The 19,028-nt window shown below is 72.3% G+C and carries 17 protein-coding genes; 4 read left to right on the plus strand and 13 right to left on the minus strand.

Going from position 1 to position 19,028, the window contains the following annotated elements:
• Nucleotide 1 precedes the first annotated feature (1 nt).
• From HPT28_RS08690 to HPT28_RS08715, 6 genes are all read right to left on the minus strand, one after another.
• Entirely contained in the window at nucleotides 2–2,221 is a 2,220-nt protein-coding gene (locus tag HPT28_RS08690; protein ID WP_219090390.1) for a carbon starvation CstA family protein, read from the minus strand.
• Between the two features lie 376 nt (nucleotides 2,222–2,597).
• Nucleotides 2,598–3,647 (minus strand): SIS domain-containing protein, encoded by a 1,050-nt coding sequence (locus HPT28_RS08695; RefSeq protein ID WP_219090391.1) that lies wholly within the window; start codon nucleotides 3,645–3,647, stop codon nucleotides 2,598–2,600.
• Nucleotides 3,648–3,739: 92 nt separating this feature from the next.
• Complete coding sequence (locus HPT28_RS08700; RefSeq protein WP_219090392.1) at nucleotides 3,740–5,296, minus strand: glycoside hydrolase family 3 N-terminal domain-containing protein; 1,557 nt, start codon at nucleotides 5,294–5,296, stop codon at nucleotides 3,740–3,742.
• Between the two features lie 3 nt (nucleotides 5,297–5,299).
• Nucleotides 5,300–6,112 carry a carbohydrate ABC transporter permease gene (locus HPT28_RS08705; RefSeq protein WP_257578314.1) on the minus strand — a complete coding sequence of 271 codons (813 nt, stop codon included), beginning with the start codon at nucleotides 6,110–6,112 and terminating at the stop codon, nucleotides 5,300–5,302.
• A gap of 104 nt (nucleotides 6,113–6,216) precedes the next feature.
• On the minus strand, nucleotides 6,217–7,206 hold the full coding sequence (locus HPT28_RS08710; RefSeq protein ID WP_219090393.1) for a carbohydrate ABC transporter permease: 990 nt from the start codon (nucleotides 7,204–7,206) through the stop codon (nucleotides 6,217–6,219).
• Nucleotides 7,207–7,299: 93 nt separating this feature from the next.
• A complete protein-coding gene (locus HPT28_RS08715; protein WP_219090394.1) occupies nucleotides 7,300–8,571 on the minus strand; it encodes an extracellular solute-binding protein in 1,272 nt (423 codons plus the stop codon).
• A gap of 303 nt (nucleotides 8,572–8,874) precedes the next feature.
• Between HPT28_RS08715 and HPT28_RS08720 the strand changes: the two genes are divergently transcribed.
• Nucleotides 8,875–9,657, plus strand: coding sequence for a GntR family transcriptional regulator (locus HPT28_RS08720; RefSeq protein ID WP_219090569.1), 783 nt, complete (start codon nucleotides 8,875–8,877; stop codon nucleotides 9,655–9,657).
• 517 nt (nucleotides 9,658–10,174) lie between these two features.
• Nucleotides 10,175–11,659 carry a PAS domain-containing sensor histidine kinase gene (locus tag HPT28_RS08725; RefSeq protein ID WP_219090395.1) on the plus strand — a complete coding sequence of 495 codons (1,485 nt, stop codon included), beginning with the start codon at nucleotides 10,175–10,177 and terminating at the stop codon, nucleotides 11,657–11,659.
• Nucleotides 11,660–11,823: 164 nt separating this feature from the next.
• Here the strand turns inward: HPT28_RS08725 and HPT28_RS08730 are convergent, their stop codons facing one another.
• Nucleotides 11,824–12,081 (minus strand): WhiB family transcriptional regulator, encoded by a 258-nt coding sequence (locus tag HPT28_RS08730; RefSeq protein ID WP_191211014.1) that lies wholly within the window; start codon nucleotides 12,079–12,081, stop codon nucleotides 11,824–11,826.
• A 316-nt stretch (nucleotides 12,082–12,397) separates the two neighbouring features.
• A complete protein-coding gene (locus tag HPT28_RS08735; RefSeq protein WP_219090396.1) occupies nucleotides 12,398–13,369 on the minus strand; it encodes a diacylglycerol kinase family protein in 972 nt (323 codons plus the stop codon).
• Between the two features lie 154 nt (nucleotides 13,370–13,523).
• Here HPT28_RS08735 and HPT28_RS08740 point away from each other — a divergent pair, with 154 nt between their 5' ends.
• Nucleotides 13,524–14,051 carry a hypothetical protein gene (locus tag HPT28_RS08740; RefSeq protein ID WP_257578284.1) on the plus strand — a complete coding sequence of 176 codons (528 nt, stop codon included), beginning with the start codon at nucleotides 13,524–13,526 and terminating at the stop codon, nucleotides 14,049–14,051.
• A gap of 40 nt (nucleotides 14,052–14,091) precedes the next feature.
• Here the strand turns inward: HPT28_RS08740 and HPT28_RS08745 are convergent, their stop codons facing one another.
• The 4 genes from HPT28_RS08745 to HPT28_RS08760 form a co-directional block, all read right to left on the minus strand.
• Nucleotides 14,092–15,216: an RNA polymerase sigma factor SigF gene (locus HPT28_RS08745; RefSeq protein WP_374226944.1), complete on the minus strand. Its 1,125-nt coding sequence runs from the start codon at nucleotides 15,214–15,216 to the stop codon at nucleotides 14,092–14,094.
• A complete protein-coding gene (locus HPT28_RS08750; RefSeq protein ID WP_219090397.1) occupies nucleotides 15,105–15,512 on the minus strand; it encodes an anti-sigma regulatory factor in 408 nt (135 codons plus the stop codon). Before HPT28_RS08750 ends, HPT28_RS08745 begins: the two co-directional genes overlap by 112 nt.
• 236 nt (nucleotides 15,513–15,748) lie before the next feature.
• The gene (locus HPT28_RS08755; RefSeq protein WP_219090572.1) at nucleotides 15,749–16,273 is read right to left on the minus strand and encodes a GNAT family N-acetyltransferase; all 525 of its coding nucleotides are present in this window, start codon (nucleotides 16,271–16,273) and stop codon (nucleotides 15,749–15,751) included.
• An 18-nt stretch (nucleotides 16,274–16,291) separates the two neighbouring features.
• Nucleotides 16,292–17,215, minus strand: coding sequence for a 1-aminocyclopropane-1-carboxylate deaminase/D-cysteine desulfhydrase (locus HPT28_RS08760; RefSeq protein WP_374226940.1), 924 nt, complete (start codon nucleotides 17,213–17,215; stop codon nucleotides 16,292–16,294).
• A gap of 101 nt (nucleotides 17,216–17,316) precedes the next feature.
• Here HPT28_RS08760 and HPT28_RS08765 point away from each other — a divergent pair, with 101 nt between their 5' ends.
• Nucleotides 17,317–18,459 carry a methyltransferase gene (locus HPT28_RS08765; RefSeq protein ID WP_374226945.1) on the plus strand — a complete coding sequence of 381 codons (1,143 nt, stop codon included), beginning with the start codon at nucleotides 17,317–17,319 and terminating at the stop codon, nucleotides 18,457–18,459.
• Here the strand turns inward: HPT28_RS08765 and HPT28_RS08770 are convergent.
• Nucleotides 18,425–18,910, minus strand: coding sequence for an NUDIX domain-containing protein (locus HPT28_RS08770; protein ID WP_219090399.1), 486 nt, complete (start codon nucleotides 18,908–18,910; stop codon nucleotides 18,425–18,427). The genes HPT28_RS08765 and HPT28_RS08770 overlap by 35 nt on opposite strands.
• Nucleotides 18,911–19,028 lie beyond the last annotated feature (118 nt).

The following is a 19,028-nucleotide window of genomic DNA, read 5'->3' on the forward strand; positions in this document are numbered from 1 at the left end:
CTCACGAGCGCACCTCCGCCGGGCTCTCCGGCTCCGTCCCGCCCGCCGAGCGGGCCGCCGCCAGCTCCGCCTTCTCCTCGCGGGTGGCGAACAGTCCGGCGGGGGCCACGAGCGCGGAGCGCCGGTAGGGCGCCTCGTGGAGCTTCACGGTCTCCGGCGCGGTGGCCGCCTTCCAGCACACCCGTCCGGCGTCCACGATCACCACGATGATCAGCAGGGCGAAGAGCGCGCACAGGACCCCGTCGACCGTGGAGTTGGTGACGATGGTGTGCATGTCGTCCATGTTCTTCGCCGGGGCGAGGACCTCCCCGTTGTCGATGCCCTCCTGGTAGATCCGCCGTTGGGTGAAGAAGCCCACCCGCGGGTCGTCGGAGAAGATCTTCTGCCAGCTCGCCGTGAGCGTGACGGAGACGTCCCAGGCGAGCGGAACGCCCGTCACCCAGGCCCACTTGAGCCGTCCCGACTTCACCAGGAGCGTCGTGCACACGGCGAGGGCGACAGCGGCCAGGAGCTGGTTGGCGATGCCGAAGAGCGGGAAGAGCTGGTTGATGCCGCCGAGCGGGTCGTGGACGCCGACCCACAGGAAGTACCCCCAGCCGCCCACGACCGCCGCGCTCGTCAGCCACACGCCCGGCTTCCAGCTCACGTCCCGCAGGGGCTTCCAGACGTTGCCCAGGGTGTCCTGGAGCATGAACCGGCCGACGCGGGTGCCCGCGTCCACGGTGGTGAGGATGAACAGCGCCTCGAACATGATCGCGAAGTGGTACCAGAACGCCTTGAGCGATGCCCCGCCGATCACCGCGGAGAAGATCTCCGACATGCCGAGCGCGAAGGTCGGCGCGCCGCCCGTCCGGGAGAGCAGCGAGTCCTCCTCGACGGACTCGGCGGCCGCCGCCAGCGCCTCGGGGGAGATGCTGAAGCCGAGCCCGGCGACCGCCTCGGAGGCGGACTGCACGGTGTCACCGACCACCCCGGCGGGGGAGTTGACGGCGAAGAAGAGGCCCGGGTCGATGATGCAGGCGGTGATCATCGCCATCACGGCGACGAACGACTCGGTGAGCATGGCGCCGTAGCCGACCATGCGGACCTGGGTCTCCTTCTGGATCATCTTCGGGGTGGTGCCCGAGGAGACCAGGGCGTGGAACCCGGAGAGCGCGCCGCAGGCCACGGTGATGAAGACGAACGGGAACATCGATCCGGCGAAGACCGGGCCGTCCCCGCGGGAGGCGAAGTCCGTGACGGCGGGCATCTCCAGCGTCGGCAGCGCCACGACGACGCCGAGCGCCAGCAGGGCGATGGTGCCCACCTTCATGAACGTGGACAGGTAGTCGCGCGGGGCCAGCAGCATCCACACCGGCAGCACGGAGGCGACGAAGCCGTAGATCACCATCCACACGACGAGCGTGCCGGGGGTGAGCGTGAAGGTGTCGGCGAGCGAGGACTCCGCGACCCAGCCGCCCGCGACGATCGACAGCAGGAGCAGGAAGACGCCGATGACGGAGACCTCGGTGACCCGTCCGGGGCGCAGGACCCGCAGGTAGAAGCCCATGAAGAGGGCGATCGGGATCGTCATCGCGATGGAGAACACGCCCCAGGGCGAGTGCGCGAGCGCGTTGACGATGACCAGGGCCAGCACCGCCAGCAGGATGATCATGATGGCGAAGACGGCGACCAGCGCGGCGGCGCCGCCGAACGGACCGATCTCGTCCCGGGCCATCTGGCCGAGGGAACGGCCGTCGCGGCGGGTGGAGAAGAAGAGGGTCACCATGTCCTGCACGGCACCGGCGAAGATGACGCCGACGATGATCCAGATGGTGCCCGGGAGATAGCCCATCTGGGCGGCGAGGACGGGGCCGACGAGCGGACCGGCCCCGGCGACGGCCGCGAAGTGGTGCCCGAACAGGACCCGGCGGTCGGTGGGGTGGAAGTCGACGCCGTTGTCCAGCCGCTCGGCCGGGGTCGCGCGGGTCTTGTCGACCCGCAGCACACGGTGGGCGATGAAGCGGGCGTAGAAGCGGTACCCGATGGCGTACGAGCCGAGGGCCGCGGCGACCATCCAGGCGGCCGAGACCTCCTCGCCGCGGGAGAGCGCGAGCATGGCCCAGCCGACGGCGCCGACGAGGGCCACCGCCGTCCACACCGCGATCTTCCCCGGCGACGGGCTGCCGCCTCCCGCCGCGCCGCGTTCGCCGGTCGGTGCCGGCGCCCCGGGTCCGCTCATGCTGCTCAGCCTCCGTTCCCGCTGTCCTCGTGATCTTCGTCAAGGTGCGCAGGAACCCTAGCCGTGGGTGACCGGGGCGTCACGGGTGCGTCCGGTGGGGGTAGGCCGACGGTCGAGATGCGCGCCGAGCGGTCGGCGACCGTCGGCGCGCGGCGACGGCGGGCGTCCGGCGACGTGCGGGATGCGGCGACGTCCGGGCGCGTGGGGAATGGCCCGGTTCCGAAGGCGCGGGGGCCAACCGCACGCGTGACCATGCCGCGCCCGTGGGCCGTGATGTGCCGGGAGCGGCAGCGGCCCCCGGGCCGGGCGGTGCCCGGGAGCCGGGGGCCGCGCCGGCCGGACTCGCGCCCGGCGCGGAACTGCGGGGGCGTGCTGCTCAGTGCGTCTCGGTGACCTTCGCCAGGGCGCGGGGCGCGTCCGGGTCCTGGCCGCGGGCGATGGTCACCTCGTAGGCCAGCATCTGCAACGGCAGGATCTCCAGCACGGGCTGCAGCTCCTCCGGCACCCCGTCCACCGGCAGCACGAAGCCGGCCGAGGCGGCGTCCACCTGCGGCTTGGGTCCGATGACGACGAGGTCCGCACCGCGGTCCCGCAGCCGGTCCAGGACGGGCTGGAGGGCCTCGCCGCCCTTGCCGTCCGTGACGATGGCGATGACGGGGGAGACGTTGTCCACCATGGCGAGCGGGCCGTGCAGGAGGTCCGCGCCGGAGTAGGAGAGAGCGGGGATGTAGCTCGTCTCCATGAGCTTGAGGGCCGCCTCCTTGGCCGTCGGATAGCCGTAGCCGCGCGAGGTGAGGACCATCCGCTCGGCGAACCGGTACCGCCCGGCGAGGGCCCTGACCTCGTCCCGGCGGGCGAGGATCTGCTCGGCCAGCTCCGGCAGGGCCGCGGCCCGCCCCGCGCCGTCGCCGCCGCGCAGCCCCTCGACGAAGAGGTACAGGGCCAGCAGTTCGGCGGTGTACGTCTTGGTGGCGGGCAGCGCCTCCTCCGGTCCGGCCAGGACGTCGATGTGGAACTCGCTGACCTCGGCCAGCGGGGAGTCCGCGTTGTTGGTGACGGCCAGGGTGATCGCCCCCGCCTCGCGGGCCGCCCGGGTGGAGGCCACGAGGTCGGGGGAGCCGCCGGACTGGCTGACGGTGATGACGAGGCAGTCGGTGAGGTCGGGGCGGGCGCCGTAGGCCGTGGTCGTCGACATGGAGGTGAGCCCGCAGGGCTTGCCCAGCAGGACCTCCAGCAGGTATTTGGCGTACAGCGCCGCGTTGTCGGAGGTGCCGCGCGCGGTCAGGAGGACGAAGCGCGGCGCCCGGGCGGCGATCCGCTCGGCGACCTCGCGGATCCTCGGTGCGCCCTCGGTGAGGATGCGGCGCAGGACGGCGGGCTGTTCGGCCATCTCGCCGGACATGATGCGACCGGTCGTGACGGTCATGCTGGGTGCCTCCAGTCGGCTGTGGTGCGGTTTCTCCCCGGGGCGCCGGGCGGTCGGGGCGCCGGGCGGCCTCGGGCGTCGGACGTCACCGCTCAGACCTGTCCGGCGGCGTCGCTCCGGCGGCCGGCGACGACCTCGGCGGCGGCGCGGGCGCAGACGCGGGCGGCGCCGTGCGTCGCGATGTGCAGGGCTCCCACGGGCGGTGCCTGAGGGACGCCCATCTCGACCACGGCGGAGTCCGGCCGGGCGGCGAGCACGGCGTCGAGGGCGGCGGCCATCCAGGGGTGACGGTGGACGTCGCGGACCACTGCGACGATCCTACGGTCCTCCGCCGCGGCCAACACCCGTGCGGCGAGGGCGGCGACGCCATCGGCCTCGGCGTCCGCGGGGCCCCACGCGCCGGTCCCGCTGCCTGGCAGCAGCCGGGTGAGCTCGGCGGCCAGGCCCCAGGGCGTCTCGTCGCCGACGGCGATGTTCGCGACGGGGGTGAGGGCGGCGACGAACACGGGCGCGTCCGAGGGCTTGTCCTCGGAGCGGCGGGTGACGCGCAGGGCGCGGCGCGCGGCGGTGAGGCCGATGTCGGACGGCCGCCCCGTCCCGTCCGGGCCGGTGGCGGCGGCGCGCTCGCGGGTCCAGCGGGCGAGGTCGCGTACCCGGGCGGCGGCCTCGGCGAGCCGTTCCTCGGCCAGGTCGCCGTCGCGGACGGCGCGGACGAGGGCGTCGCGCAGCCGCAGGACGATGTCCTCGTCGGCCAGACCGCCGCCGACGCAGATGGCGTCGGCCCCGGCGGCCAGGGCCAGCACGGCGCCGCGTTCGATGCCGTGGGTGTCGGCGATGGCCTTCATCTCGACGGCGTCGGTGACCACGAGCCCGTCGAAGCCGAGCCCGCCCCGGTCGGCCGGGGCGCGCAGCAGGCCGGTGAGGGCGGCGGGGCTGAGCGTGGCGGGACGGTCCCGGTCGAGCGCGGGCAGCAGGATGTGGGCGCTCATCACGACCTTGGTGCCGGCGGCCACGGCGGCGCGGAACGGGACGAGTTCGCGCTCGCCGAGGGTCTTGAGGCCGACGTCGATGCGGGGCAGGGCGTGGTGGGAGTCGACGTTGGTGTCGCCGTGCCCGGGGAAGTGCTTGGTGCAGGCGGCCACGCCCGCGGCCTGCATGCCCTCGACGTAGGCGGCGGTGTGCCGGGCGACGAGGCCGGGCTCGGCGCCGAAGGAGCGCACGCCGATGACCGGGTTGTCGGGGTTGGAGTTGACGTCGGCGGAGGGCGCCCAGTTGAGGTTGACCCCACACCCGAGGAGGCGCCGGCCCAGCTCGTGGGCGACGGCGCGGGTGAGCTCCGGGTCGTCGATGTGTCCGAGGGCGAGATTGCCCGGGAAGGAGGAGCCGGTGCGGGCCTCCAGCCGGGTGACGTCGCCGCCCTCCTCGTCGATGGCGACGAGGACGTCGGGCCGAACGGCCCGCAACTGGGCGGTGAGCTCGGTGAGCTGGTCGGCGGAGGCGATGTTGCGCCCGAACAGGCCGACGGAGGCGAGTCCGTCGTCGAGGCGGCGCAGCAGCCACTCGGGGGCGTCCGTGCCGACGAAGCCGGGCTGCAGGACGGCGAGTGCGTCCCGCAGGAGGGTCGGGGAGGCGGTCGCGAGGACGGTCATGCGTTATCCCTTCACCGCGCCGGCGCTGAGCCCGCCGACGGCACGACGCTGGAGGAAGAGGAACAGGAGCAGGACGGGGACGGCGAACAGCGAGGACGCCGCCATGGTGGCGCCCCAGTCGTTGCCGAACGCGGTCTGGAACTGGGTGAGCCACAGCGGCAGGGTGTAGGCCTCGGGGTCCTTGTTGACGACCAGCACCATGGCGAACTCGTTCCAGGCGGTGATGAAGCCGAACAGGGACGTCGACATCAGCCCGGGGGCCAGCAGCGGGAAGATCACCCGGACGAAGGCCTGGGTACGGCTGCAGCCGTCGATCATGGCCGCCTCCTCCAGCTCCTTCGGCACGGCGGCGATGAAGCCCTTCAGCGTCCAGATGGTGAAGGGCAGCACCATCACGAAGTAGACGAGCGTCAGGAAGCCGATGTTGTTGAGGACCTGGGCGTCCCGGGCGATGAGGTACATCACGATGACCATGACTTCCCAGGGCGCGAGCTGAGCCATCATCACGGCCAGGACGAGCCCCTTGCGGCCCCTGAACCTCATCCGGACGATGGCGAAGCTGGCGGCCAGCGCGACGACGAGGGCGAGCAGGACGGCGCCCACGGTGACGGTGACGCTGTTGCGGACGAAGGTCCAGAACAGCTCCACGTCGGTGGCCGTGCCGTAGTGCTCGAAGGTCGGCGTGAAGACGAACGTCGGCGTCTTCGTCAGCACCTCGGTGGCCGGCTTGAAGGAGGTGGAGAACATCCAGTAGACGGGGAAGACGAAGAACGCCGCCAGGACGAGCGCCAGGGCGTTGGGCCAGATCCGCCCCAGGCTCTTGCGGCGGCGGGCGCGGACGGCCGCGCGGTCGGGGCCCGCGGCCCGGGGCGTGACCGCGTCGGGCGCGCCGGCCGGTCCGGCGAGGGTGGTGGAGTGGCTCACTGCTCGTCCTCCTGCTTGAGGATCAGGCGGAAGTAGAACGACATCGCGACCAGCAGGATGAGGATGGTCAGCACGGAGGCCGCGGCGGCGACGCCGAAGTTCATCTGGCTCATGCCCTCGACGTAGGCGAACACGGGCAGCGTCTCGGACTCGCGGTTGGGGCCGCCGGAGTTGAGGGCGACGATCTGCGCGAACGCCTTGAAGACCCAGATGATTTCCAGGAACGTGGTGATCAGGAAGAACGGCCGGAGCATGGGGAAGACGACCGAGCGGAAGATCCGCCACGCGGAGGCGCCGTCCACGCGGGCCGCCTCGTAGAGCTCGCCGCTGATGGTGGTCAGTCCGGCGTACATGTTGAGGGCCACGAAGGGGATCGAGGCCCAGACGACGAGCAGGGTGACGATCGCGAGGGTCGAGAAGCCGGTCTCGAACCAGTTGTGCTGCTCGTAGCCTTCGAAGCCGAGGCTGCGCATGACCCAGTTCATGACGCCGAACTGGGTGTCGAAGAGCCAGCGGAAGACGGTGGCCGAGGCGACGATCGGCATGGCCCAGGCCAGCACGAGGGCCAGGGACAGCACGAGCCGCATCACCTTGCCGAGCCGGTTGAGCAGGAGCCCGATGAGCGTGCCGCAGGTCATGATGAGCACGACGTTGACGGTCATGAAGGCGAACGTTCGCCCCACGACCGTCCAGAACGCGCTGTCCCCGAGCAGCTCCGTGTAGTTGTCGAAGCCCGTCCACACGGTCGCCCGGGAGATCATCTCGACCCGTCCGAGCTGCTGGAGCGAGACCAGCACGTTGCGCACGAGCGGGTAGCCCAGGAAGACGGCGAGGGCCAGGACGGCGGGGGCGATCAGCAGATAGGGCAGCCAGCCCGAGGGCAGGCTCCGCCTGGGGCGTGGTGCGGGGGTGGCCGGCCCCGGGGCCGGTTCGCGCGGGGGCGGCTCCTCGGCCACGGGAGTGACGCCCTCGGTCTGCACGGTCATGGTCTACTTCCTCGCCTGCGGGCTGCGGAGGGGTGTGGGACGGGGCCCGGGGTGCCCCGGCCGGTACGCGGCCGGGGCACCCCGTCGGGGGCGTCAGCCCTGGTTGACGCGCTCGGTGATGATCTTGTCGGCGGCCTCGCCGGCCTTCTGGGGGTCCGTCCCCTGCAGCACGTTGGACATGTACTGCTTGATCGGGTTCGGGTCGGTCTCCACGTTGGCCCAGCCGGGCGTCACGGGGGTGATCCGGCCGACGTCCGCGGAGGCGACCATGGCCTCGGCGAAGGACCCGGGCTCAGGGGTGATCTGCGCGGCCTCGGAGTTCGGCAGCAGACCGCCGCCGGTGACCTCGGCGTACTTCTTCATCCACTTCTCGGAGGTGGCGAGCTTCAGCCACTCCTGGGCGAGCTCCTTGTTCTGGGAGCGCTCCGGGACGGCGAGGTTGGAGCCGCCGAAGAAGACGTGGCCGGGCTGGTCGGCCGTCTTGCCCGGGATCGGGAAGTAGCCGAAGTCGGCCTCGCCGCCGGCCTCCTCGATGGCGGCGGTGGCGCCGCCGGCCTCCCAGCCGAGCCCGATCCAGGAGGCGACGTCGCCCTTGGGCACGATGTCGGTGGACTGCTGCGGGGTGGCCTCGTCGGTGTCCTTCGGCGCGGTGGAGAAGGCGGCCAGCTCCTGGTAGAAGTTCATGGCGGCCTCGCCCTCGGGCGTGGCCAGGGCACCCTTCCACTGGTCGCCGTCCTGCACGGCGAGGTCGCCGCCCTCGTCCCACAGGAAACCGGCGTAGACGTACCAGCTCTGGCCCGGCAGGTAGATGGGCTGCGCGTCGGTCTCGTCCTCGATCTTCTGCAGGCCGGCCAGCCACTCCTCGCGGGTGGTGGGCGGCTTGACGCCGGCGTCGGCGAAGATGCTCTTGTCGTAGACGACGACGCGGTTGGCGGCGTACCAGGGGGCCGCGTACAGCTTGCCGTCCAGTTCGGCCGAGCTGACCATCCCCTTGTTCCAGGAGTCGTAGCCGAGCTCACCCTTCTTGCCGGTGAGGTCGGCGAGACCGCCGGTGACCGCGTAGCCGGCGGTCTGGGTGTTGCCCAGCTCAAGGACGTCCGGCGGCGAGTCCTCGGACAGCGCGGTGGTGACCTTCTCCTGGATCCCGTTCCACTGCTGTGTCTCGACCTTGACGGTCACCCCCTCGTGGGCGGCCTCGAACTCCTTGTTCAGCTCCGTGACCCACTCCTCGGGTGCGGAGCCGTCCATGACCCACACGGTCAGGGTCTTGTCGCCGGAACCGGAACCCGAGCCGTCGTCGGAGCCACAGGCCGACACGCCCAGCATCGCCGCGACGCCGATGGCTGCTATGAGCTTGCGCTTCACGTCACCCTCCCAGGATGCAGAACCTCCCGCCCACCGAGATGACATACGACGAGGTAGTGCCCGTGGGACTGGGATTGGTCTTTAATGGTTTAGACCAGTTCCCGCAGCTTGGCCTAGACCTATAGGGGTGTCAAGAGTGGATCAGAAGGCCCGTCCGGTCCGTTACCGGACCGACATCTGCGCCGGGCGGTGGCCGAGCGGTGCCGTCATGCCAGGATGTGAGGCCGTTACGCACGGAGTCGGAGGAAGCCGGTGACGGCAGCAGGACGGCAGGAGGCGGGGCAGCGGCCCCAGGGCGGCGGCATGCCCGCCACGACGAGCGTGGAAGAGCCTGGTGGCGAGGCGGGTGCGCCGGCCCAGGGCGGCTCGCGGGTCGCCCGCGTGCCCAAGTACTACCGTCTCAAACGGCATCTCCTGGAGATGACCGAAACCATGCCCCCCGGTACCCCCGTCCCGCCCGAGCGCACCCTGGCGACCGAGTTCGACACCTCCCGCACGACGGTGCGCCAGGCCCTCCAGGAGTTGGTCGTCGAGGGCCGCCTGGAGCGCATCCAGGGCAAGGGCACCTTCGTTGCCAAGCCCAAGGTCTCCCAGGCGCTCCAGCTCACCTCCTACACGGAGGACATGCGTGCCCAGGGGCTTGAGCCCACCTCGCAGCTCCTGGACATCGCCTACGTCACCGCCGAGGACCGCCTGGCCGCCCTCCTCGACATCCCGCCCGGCGGCCGGGTGCTGCGCATCGAGCGGCTCCGGCTGGCCAGCGGCGAGCCCATGGCCATCGAGACCACGCACCTGTCACAGAAGCGCTTCCCGGCGCTGCGCGGAAGCCTGATGAAGTACGCCTCGCTCTACGCGGCCCTCTCCGAGGTCTACGACGTGCATCTCGCCGAGGCCGAGGAGACGATCGAGACGTCGCTGGCCTCGCCCCGCGAGGCCGGGCTCCTCGGCACGGACGTCGGGCTGCCGATGCTCATGCTCTCCCGGCACTCCTTCGACCGCGGGGGTGAGCCGGTGGAGTGGGTGCGCTCGGTCTACCGCGGGGACCGCTACAAGTTCGTCGCCCGCCTCCGGCGCCCCGAGCGGTGACGGCCTCGACGGCGCCCCGAGCGGTGACGGCCTCGACGATCGCTCGACGGGCGTGAATAGGGGAGCCCGGGGCCTGTCGCCCGGCGCCGTTGTGCGCAAGAATCGACGCTGTCGAGCCTGAGGCGGGCCCGGGTCCGTTCAAGGCATGGACAGACCGAGTGGTCTAGTCCACAATCGACAGCAGGGCTTCTGTCCTCCCCGCACAGGAGGGCAGAGCGAGACCCACGGGCGCCTTCTGCCCTGACTGCGCCCCGGGTCTCCGGTCGCTCCGGGCTGCGGTGCCGGACGGGTTGAGGGTCCCGTCCAGGCGCCGCGGCCCGAAGTGCGTTCGCGCCCTGTAGAGGCGCGGGAACCTACGCGCTGAGACGCGCGGGAGCCGCACCCCCCGCCCAGGCGGGACCCGTGCGGGGGCCGTGCTGGCCAGCTCCGAGCCCTCGCGCAGTCCTCCCCAGCGCGCGGTATCGCCCGCGCGCGGCTGATCCGCCGGGCAGGCCTTAGGCTCGGCACCGTGCCCTCCATGAACGACCTCGTACGCCAGCACACCGCTCTCGGCGAATCCGACCTCGAGTGGCTGCACCTCCTCGTCTCCGAGTGGCAGCTCCTCTCCGACCTCTCCTTCGCCGACCTCGTGCTGTGGGTACCCACCCGCGACGGCAGCCGCTACGTCTCCATCGCGCAGATGCGCCCCAACACCGGGCCGACGTCCTACCAGGACGACATGGTGGGTCACCTCGTGCCGCGGGGGCGCCGTCCGCTGCTGGACTCCGCGCTGGACGAGGGCCGCATCGTCCGGGAGGGCGATCCGGAGTGGCGCGAGGAGGTGCCCGTGCGGGTCGAGTCCATCCCGGTCCGGCGGGACGGCCGGGTGCTCGGCGTCATCGCCCGCAACACGAACCTGCTCACGGTGCGCACGCCCAGCCGGCTGGAGCTGACCTATCTGCAGAGCGCGTCCGACCTGGCGCAGATGATCGCCGCCGGGGAGTTCCCCTTCCCCGGCCAGCAGGTGGACATGGACGCCTCGCCCCGGGTCGGGGACGGGCTGATCAGGCTGGACGCCGAAGGGCACGTCCAGTATGCGAGCCCCAACGCCCTGTCCGCGTACCACCGGCTCGGGCTCGCCGCCGACCTCGTCGGGCTGCAGCTCGGTGAGACGACCGCCGAACTCGCCCCCGCCAAGGGGCCGGTGGACGAGTCACTGGTGAAGCTGGCCAGCGGCTGGGCGCACCGGGAGGCCGAGATCGAGGGCGACGACTGCGTGGTGCAGCTCCGCGCGATCCCGCTCAGGCCCAAGGGGACCCGCATCGGTTCCCTCGTCCTGCTGCGCGACGTCACCGAGCTGCGGCGCCGGGAGCGTGAGCTGATCACCAAGGACGCGACGATCCGGGAGATCCACCACCGGGTGAAGAACAACCTGCAGACGGTGGCCGCGCTGCTGCGCCTGCAGGCCCGGCGCATCGGCGCGACCGGTGACGACAGCGCGCGGGCGGCGCTGGAGGAGGCCGTGCGCCGGGTGGGCTCCATCGCCATCGTCCACGAGACCCTGTCCCAGAACCTCGACGAGCGCGTGGACTTCGACGAGATCGCGGACCGCGTCCTGGCGATGGTGGCCGAGATCGCACCGGGAAAGATCGTGGGGCGGCGCACCGGGCGGTTCGGCATCCTCTCGGCGGAGGTGGCCACGCCGCTGTCGATGGTGCTCACCGAGGTGCTCCAGAACGCCCTGGAGCACGGCTACGGACCCGACGAGCACGGGACCCTGGAGATCGGCGCGGTGCGCGGAGGGGCTCCGGGAACCGGTGCGTCCCGGCTGCTGGTGACCGTTCAGGACGACGGACGCGGCCTGCCCGAGGAGTTCGACGTCCGCACGGCCGGGAACCTGGGACTCCAGATCGTCCGCACCCTGGTGGAGGGCGAACTGGGCGGGACGTTCGACATGGTGCCGGGGGAGGAGCGTGGCACCCGGGTCGTCTTCGACCTGCCGGTGGCCCCGGAGAAGTCCTGAACCCGCTGGACCGGGCGGGCGCGTGTGCTTCCGCACACCACTGAGCCCCGGGGCCGTCCGGGAGATCGGACGACGCCGGGGCTCGGGCTGTCGTGCTGCGTGCTAGCGGTGGCTTGCCGGCACTGCGTGCTGCGGCTCGGGGCAGCGGGTGGCCACGCCGGGCGTCAGGCGGTCGCCTTACGCGCGCGGTTGCGGGCGGCGCGGCGCTTCATCGCGCGACGCTCGTCCTCGCTGAGGCCACCCCAGACGCCGGAGTCCTGACCGGACTCCAGGGCCCACTGCAGGCACTGCTCCTGGACGGGGCAGCGGCGGCAGACGGCCTTGGCTTCCTCGATCTGCAGCAGCGCAGGACCGGTGTTGCCGATGGGGAAGAAGAGCTCGGGGTCTTCCTCGCGGCAAACGGCGTTGTGACGCCAGTCCATGGCTGCTCCATCTCCTACGCGGTTGGTACGTGGCTTGTGAATGTGAACGCTTTCACGAATCCCTCGACAAAGGAAGGGCCGATCAGTTGATGTGATGCGGGTCCCACGGCTTCGTGGAGGGAGTTCGGGCTGACTCGGGAGCTGCCGGAAGGCGCTGTCCCGATCGCCACGAAGAGACTCGCAAACCTCGGCGACGGATACAACCCCTTCAGGCAAGTTTTTTTTGATTCCTTGGTGTCGCTTGCCTCACAGCCGTACTTCTAGTGGGTGGAGACTGGCCTAAACGTTCGAGTGGAAGGACTTTCGGCCCTTCTACTTACGCAATCACACGCAGTGCACGCCGAACACCTGTGAAGCTGATGCTCGTACGCAGCCCCAGGTGGTCACCGTCCATCTGAAACGGCAGCGGCACCTGCGAATGCAAGGTGAAGGCCGGGATGTCATGCCGTGACACCGCGTGCTTGCCACGCGGGCCACGCTCCGGCGACGACGTGAGGAGCTGTGTGCCGTACCGCGTCACCGCGGTCGAGGACAGCCTGGTCAGCCCCAGGACGTCGAGCGCCGTGTCGAACGACGCCTCCGGCGCCGCGTACACCGGCCGGTTCCCCAGGAAAGTCCAGGGAGCGGTGTTACAGACTATGGACGCCACGAGACCCTCGACCGGTTCCCGCTCCGGCTCGGCCAATGTGATCGTGCCGCGCCGACGATGCGGATCACCGAAGAACTGCCGCAGGACCTGCCGCATGTACAGGGCGTGGGTGGAGCGCTTCCCGCGCTCCCGCTGCTGCTCGACGCGGCCGACGACGCCGGCGTCGAAGCCGAAGCCGGCGCAGAAGGTGAACCAGCGCGGCGGGACTCCGGCGTCATCCGTGTCCGGGGTGCCCGAGGCGAGGCCCAGCCCCACCGTCCGGCTCCTGCCGTTCTCCAGCGCGTTCAACAGGGCGCCGGTCGCCTCGACGACGTCGTTGGGCAGGCCCAGGGCGCGGGCGAACACGTTCGTCGAGCCGCCCGGCACGACCGCCAGCCTCGGCAGCCCGTCCGGGTCGGGGCCGTGGGGCTCCAGCAGCCCGTTGGCGACCTCGTTGACGGTGCCGTCACCGCCGAGGGAGATCACCAGCTCCGTCTCGCCGTCCTCCGCCGCCTGTCGCGCCAGCTCGCGCGCGTGCCCCCGGTGCCCGGTCTCGACGACTCTGAGTTTGAGGTCGCTCGCCAGCGCGTGGACGAGGACGTCCCGCGTGCGCGCACTGGTGGTGGTTGCCTTCGGGTTGACCACGAGGAGTGCGCGCATGGTGTGCAGGTTACCGACTGGCGGTCGGAACGCTCACCCGGCCCGCTCCCCAGCGCACTCCCGCCCGCCCCCGACGGCCTCCGGACGCGCTCGGCCGTACGGGCCAGGCTTCCCGGCCGGACGGGACGTTCGGGACACCCCCTACGCTGGCGGGGTGAGCAGAAACCGAGCAGGCAAGCGACCGGGGCCGGCGGCGTCCGGCGGGAAGAAGGCCGGGGGCGGCGCCCGGCCCAAGCCGGAGGCGCCCGAGGCCGAGGGCGGTGTGACGGCGGCCGAGCGGCCCACCCGCGTCGCGGTGGCCGCGGGGCTGGTCGCGCTGGAGGGCCTCGTCGTTCTCACCGTCGGCGTGGTCATGCTCGTGCTGCCGTTCACCGGAGGGCGCACCGACGGCACCGTCCAGGCGGTGACGGGAGCCGTCACCGTGCTGGCGCTCGCGCTGCTGCCGCTGCTCACCGCACGCGGGCTGTGGCGCCTGCGCCGGTGGAGCCGCGGGCCCGCGATCTTCACCCAGCTTCTGGCGCTGCCGGTCGGCTGGCAGATGGGCTCCGGCACCGGCTGGTGGGTCGCGTGCGGCCTCGCCCTGGCCGCCACGTCCATCGCCGTTCTGGTGTGCCTGTTCCACTCCCGGGCCGCCGCCGCACTCGGTGTCGAGACGGGCCGCGTCCGGGACGCTGACGCCTGAGCCGCCACACCTTTGGCGGACCGCGGGAGCGCGCAGAGCCTCACTCCTCCACGAGGAGCTTGTCCCGGAGCTGGGCCAGGGTTCTGGCCAGCAGCCGGGACACGTGCATCTGCGAGATGCCGACTTCCTGGGCGATCTGCGACTGCGTCATGTTGCCGAAGAAGCGCAGCAGGAGGATCTTCTTCTCCCGCGGTGGGAGCTGCTCCAGCAGGGGCTTGAGCGACTCCCGGTACTCCACGCCCTCCAACGCGTCGTCCTCGGCGCCGAGGGTGTCGGCCACGGCCGGGGACTCGTCGTCCGTGTCCGGTACGTCCAGCGACAGGGTGCTGTAGGCGTTCGCCGACTCCAGCCCCTCCAGGACGTCCTCCTCGGAGATCGACAGCCGCTCCGCCAGCTCGTGCACCGTCGGCGCCCGGCCGTGCTGCTGGGAGAGCTCCGCCGTCGCCGAGGAGAGCGAGAGCCGCAGTTCCTGCAGCCGCCGCGGGACCCGTACCGCCCAGCCCTTGTCCCGGAAATGGCGTTTGATCTCGCCCACGACGGTGGGCGTGGCGTAGGTGGAGAACTCCACACCGCGATCGGGATCGAACCGGTCCACCGACTTGATCAGGCCGATCGTGGCCACCTGCGTCAGGTCGTCCAGCGGCTCGCCGCGGTTGCGGAAGCGGCGGGCCAGATGCTCCACCAGCGGCAGATGCATGCGGACGAGCCGGTCGCGCAGCTCGGCCCGCTCGGGGGAGCCCGCGTCGAGGCCGCGCAGCTGGATGAACAGCTCCCGGGCTCCGGAGCGGTCCGGCCCGGACTGCTGCCGGGCGGCACCGTCACTCGCCGACCCGTCGTTCGCGCCGCCGCCCGCGCGATGCTGCTCCGGCTGCTGCTCCATGGCCTCCGCCCGCTTCACCGGTTCCGCCCGCTGGCCGACGTCGGCCGGATGCGGTCGGGCCTGCTGCTCCGGGATCGCCGTATCCGCCGCCATGTCGTGGCGGCCGACCGGCGCGTTGCGCTCCAGGTCGTTCATACCGGCCCCCTCGTTGCGGGACGGCCCCTCGGCATCGGTCACGATGCCCCGGGGCCGGCGCCGCGCTTCTTGTGCAGGCTGATGCTGACCGTGCGGTCCTCGGCCACGGCCGAGTCCACTTCGCCGGCCAGCGCCGAGAGCACCGTCCAGGCGAAGGTGTCGCGCTCGGGGGCGCGACCGTCCGTCGTCGGCGCCGATACCGTCACTCTCAGTGAGTCTCCCACCAGGGCGAAGACACAGCTGAGGACGGAACCCGCCACCGCTTGCTGGAGGAGGATCGCGCAGGCCTCGTCGACGGCGATGCGCAGGTCCTCGATCTCGTCGAGGGTGAAGTCCAAGCGGGCGGCAAGACCGGCCGTGGCCGTCCGCAGCACCGACAGATAGGCACCCGCCGCGGGCAGCCGGACCTCGACGAAGTCCTTGTCCGCACCTACGATCTGGGACACCCTCACCTCCAAGGTGACACAAACTGGTTGGGCTGCCGCGAACACCCGCCGACTCCCCGGGCTACCGGAGGGCCGGGCCGGCGCGAAGCAGATGGTCCGCCTGCGACGCTACCGCGATCCGTGGCACGCTGTCCCACGGAAGCCGGCACGCCTTCCCATACCGTGAACTGTCACCCATCGTAAACACATGGGCACTGTCCGTGGCTAGGGGTATGGCACTATCAATTCCAAGTAGATTACGCTGCGTTGCTTCCCGTGCCGGAGCCGACCCCGGCGCCGACCCCCGGGCCGGTGGCCGCCAGGGCCCGCAGCGGCTCGCCGCTCATCCGGAACACCGTCCATTCGTCCATGGCCTCGGCACCGAGTGAGCGGTAGAAGCCGATCGACGGCTCGTTCCAGTCCAGCACCCACCACTCGAAGCGCTCGTAGCCGCGCTCCACGCAGATCCGCGCGAGCTCCGCGAGCAGCGCCTTGCCGTACCCGCCGCCCCGGGCCTCGGGCCGCACGTACAGGTCCTCCAGGTAGACGCCGTGCGTGCCCGTCCAGGTGGAGAAGTTCCGGAACCAGAGCGCGAAGCCCACGGGGGAGCCGGCCTCGTCCTGCGCGATCAGCGCGAAGACGGCCGGGTGCGGCCCGAACAGCGCGTCGCGCAGCTGCCGCTCGGTGACCCGGGCCTGTTCCGCGGCCCGCTCGTACGCGGCGAGTTCCCGGATCATGTCCAGGATGACGGGGACGTCGTCGGACGTGGCGTCTCGGATCATGGGGGGCATGGGGAGAGATTAGCCGGTGACGACGACGGCGACCCGGCTGCCCGCCGCGAAGGCCCCCTCGGCGGCCAGCGTCGTCACCGCGTACAGGGCCTTCGCCACGTAGACCCGTTCCACGGCGAGCCCGTGCCGCGCCTCGAAGTCCCGGGCGAACGCCTCCAGGGCGGGGGTGTTGCGGGCGTAGCCGCCGCAGTGGAAGCGCTCCTCCAGTCGCCAGGTGCCGCGTGGGCCGCCGAACGCCTCGCGCTGCAGCCGGGTCACCTCCGCGCCCAGGAAGCCGCCCGCCAGGACGGGTACGCCGATGACCGGCGGCCCCTCGGCCGCCAGACCCGCCAGCGTGCCTCCGGTCCCGCAGGCGACGGCCACGACGTCGGCGGCACCCCGCAGCTCCCGGCCCAGCGCTACGCAGCCGTGGACGGCCCGGTCGTTGCTCCCGCCCTCGGGGACGACGAGCGTTCCGGGCGGCAGGCCGAGCCGCTCGCACAGTCCGGCCCGGTACGCGGGGTCGGCGCGTTCGCGGTACTCGCTCCGGGAGACGAAGTGGAGCCGCATGCCGGCGGCCGCGCAGCGGGCCAGCGAGGCGTTGAGGGGACGCCGCGCCAGCTCGTCGCCCCGCACGACGCCCACGGTGGCCAGGCCCAGCAGCCGTCCGGCCGCGGCGGTGGCCCGCAGATGGTTGGAGTACGCGCCGCCGAAGGTCAGCAGAGCCTCGTCCCCACGCCGACGGGCTGCCAGGAGGTTGGGGACGAGTTTGCGCCACTTGTTGCCGGGCAGGGCCGGGTGCAGGAGGTCGTCCCGCTTCAGCAGCAGCTCCAGGCCGCGCGCGGCGAAGCGCTCGTCCGCGACGGGAGTCAGCGGCGACGGCAGCGCGGCGCGCAGCGCCTCGGGCAGGCCGTCGAGCGCGCCGCCGAAGTGATCGTCGGACAGTGGGGTCACCCCATGATTCTCCCGCGCTCCGCTCTGCCGCCGCGAGGAGCGGGGCACGGACCGGCTCGGGGGGCGGTGCGCGGCCGGGCTAGAGTCCAGACATGCCTGACATGGACGTCCTCCCCCTCCCCTCCTCGGAGCGGTCGCTGCGCTGGCGCTCCGCGTCGGGTGCCCCCGCACCCCGGCGGGTCCGGGAGGCGGACGACAGCCTGCGCGCCGCCGAGGCGTACCGGCTGGCCTGCGAGGGCACGGCCGTGCTGTGGCGCGGCGACTTCCAGGGCGCCCGGCAGCTGCTGGCCGCGCTCGGCCGACGCGTCGACCGCGCGCCCCGCCGGTCGGCGAGGCCGGAGCCCGCGACGCCGTACGACGCCTTCCACCGGCACCGCCAGGAGCAGGGCAGACGGGCGCGCGTGCTCGGCATGCTGCTCGTTCCCGTCGAACCCGGCTACGCCGTACCGCTGCGCCGCGCCCCGGACGTGCGGGCCGCCTGCGCCGAGGCCTACGGGCCGCCGGGGGACGAGCCCTTCGCCGTCTCCCTGCGCGAGCTCCTCGGCCTCGTCGGCGCCCATGAGTGGCGGCGCAAGGGCGTCCCGGTGCCGGCACTCGGCGGCGACCGCATCCACCCGCACTACGGCGTCTTCTCCCCGGTGCGGGGCGAGTACGTGGACCTGGTGGCCCGCGCGCCGCTGCCCAGGGACCACGACCTCGCCTACGACATCGGCACCGGCACGGGCGTGCTCGCCGCGGTGCTGGCCCGGCGCGGGGTGGCCCGCGTCGTCGGCACGGACCAGGACCCCCGCGCCCTCGCCTGCGCCCGGGAGAACGCCGAGCGCCTGGGCCTGGCAGACCGGATCGATGTCGTCGAGGCGGACCTCTTCCCCTCCGACGTTCCGCCGGGGAGGGCGCCGCTGATCGTCTGCAACCCGCCGTGGCTGCCCGCGAAGCCCACCTCGGCCCTCGAGCACGCTGTGTACGACCCCGGCAGCCGCATGTTGCGCGCGTTCCTCACCGGGCTGCCCGGCGCCCTGACGCGGCAGGGCGAGGGGTGGCTCATCCTCTCCGACCTCGCCGAGCACCTCGGCCTGCGTGGCCGCGAGGAACTCCTCGGCCACTTCGACGCCGCCGGGCTCACCGTCGTCGACCGGCTGGACACCCGGCCCACCCACCCGCGCTCCGGCGACGCCGCCGACCCGCTGCACGCGGCCCGCGCCGCCGAGGTCACCTCGCTGTGGCGGCTGACCCCCAGCCGGTGAGCAGCACCCGGTGCTCACCGGCCCGGTAGCGGGCCACCGCCTCCGCGGTGGGCTCCACAGCGTCCGCCGGTACCTCCGCGGCGGGTATCCAGCTCACCCGCGCGTGTTTCTCCGGCTCCGCGTTGACCGGCTCCCCGGTCCACGTCCGGGCGGCGAACACGACCGTCAGATAGCCGCCGGCCGCCTCGACGCTGCGGGACCCGTGCACGACGTGGACCAGCGTCAACTCCTCGGGCCGGACCACGAGCCCCGTCTCCTCCCGCAGTTCGCGCACCGCGGCCTCGGTGACCGGCTCGCCGGGCTCGGCCTTGCCGACCGGCAGGTCCCACCGCCCTCTGGCGAACTTCGCGTTCGGGCCGCGCTGGACCAGCAGCACCCGGTCCCGCTCGGCGTCGTGCACGATCACGGCGGCGGCCAGCAGGCACAGTGAGTCGACGGCGGGAGGCAGCATGGGACGTCCCCTCTCGTGGCGTTCCGGCCCCGACGCGTACCGCTCTGCCACGGCAGGCGCCGACCGGAGGTCCCACCCTCTCACCCGGGACCGACAACCCGGACGCCCGTCCGGCCGG

This window comes from Streptomyces sp. JJ38, assembly GCF_019303475.1.
In the GTDB taxonomy this organism is placed as follows: Bacteria; Actinomycetota; Actinomycetes; order Streptomycetales; family Streptomycetaceae; genus Streptomyces.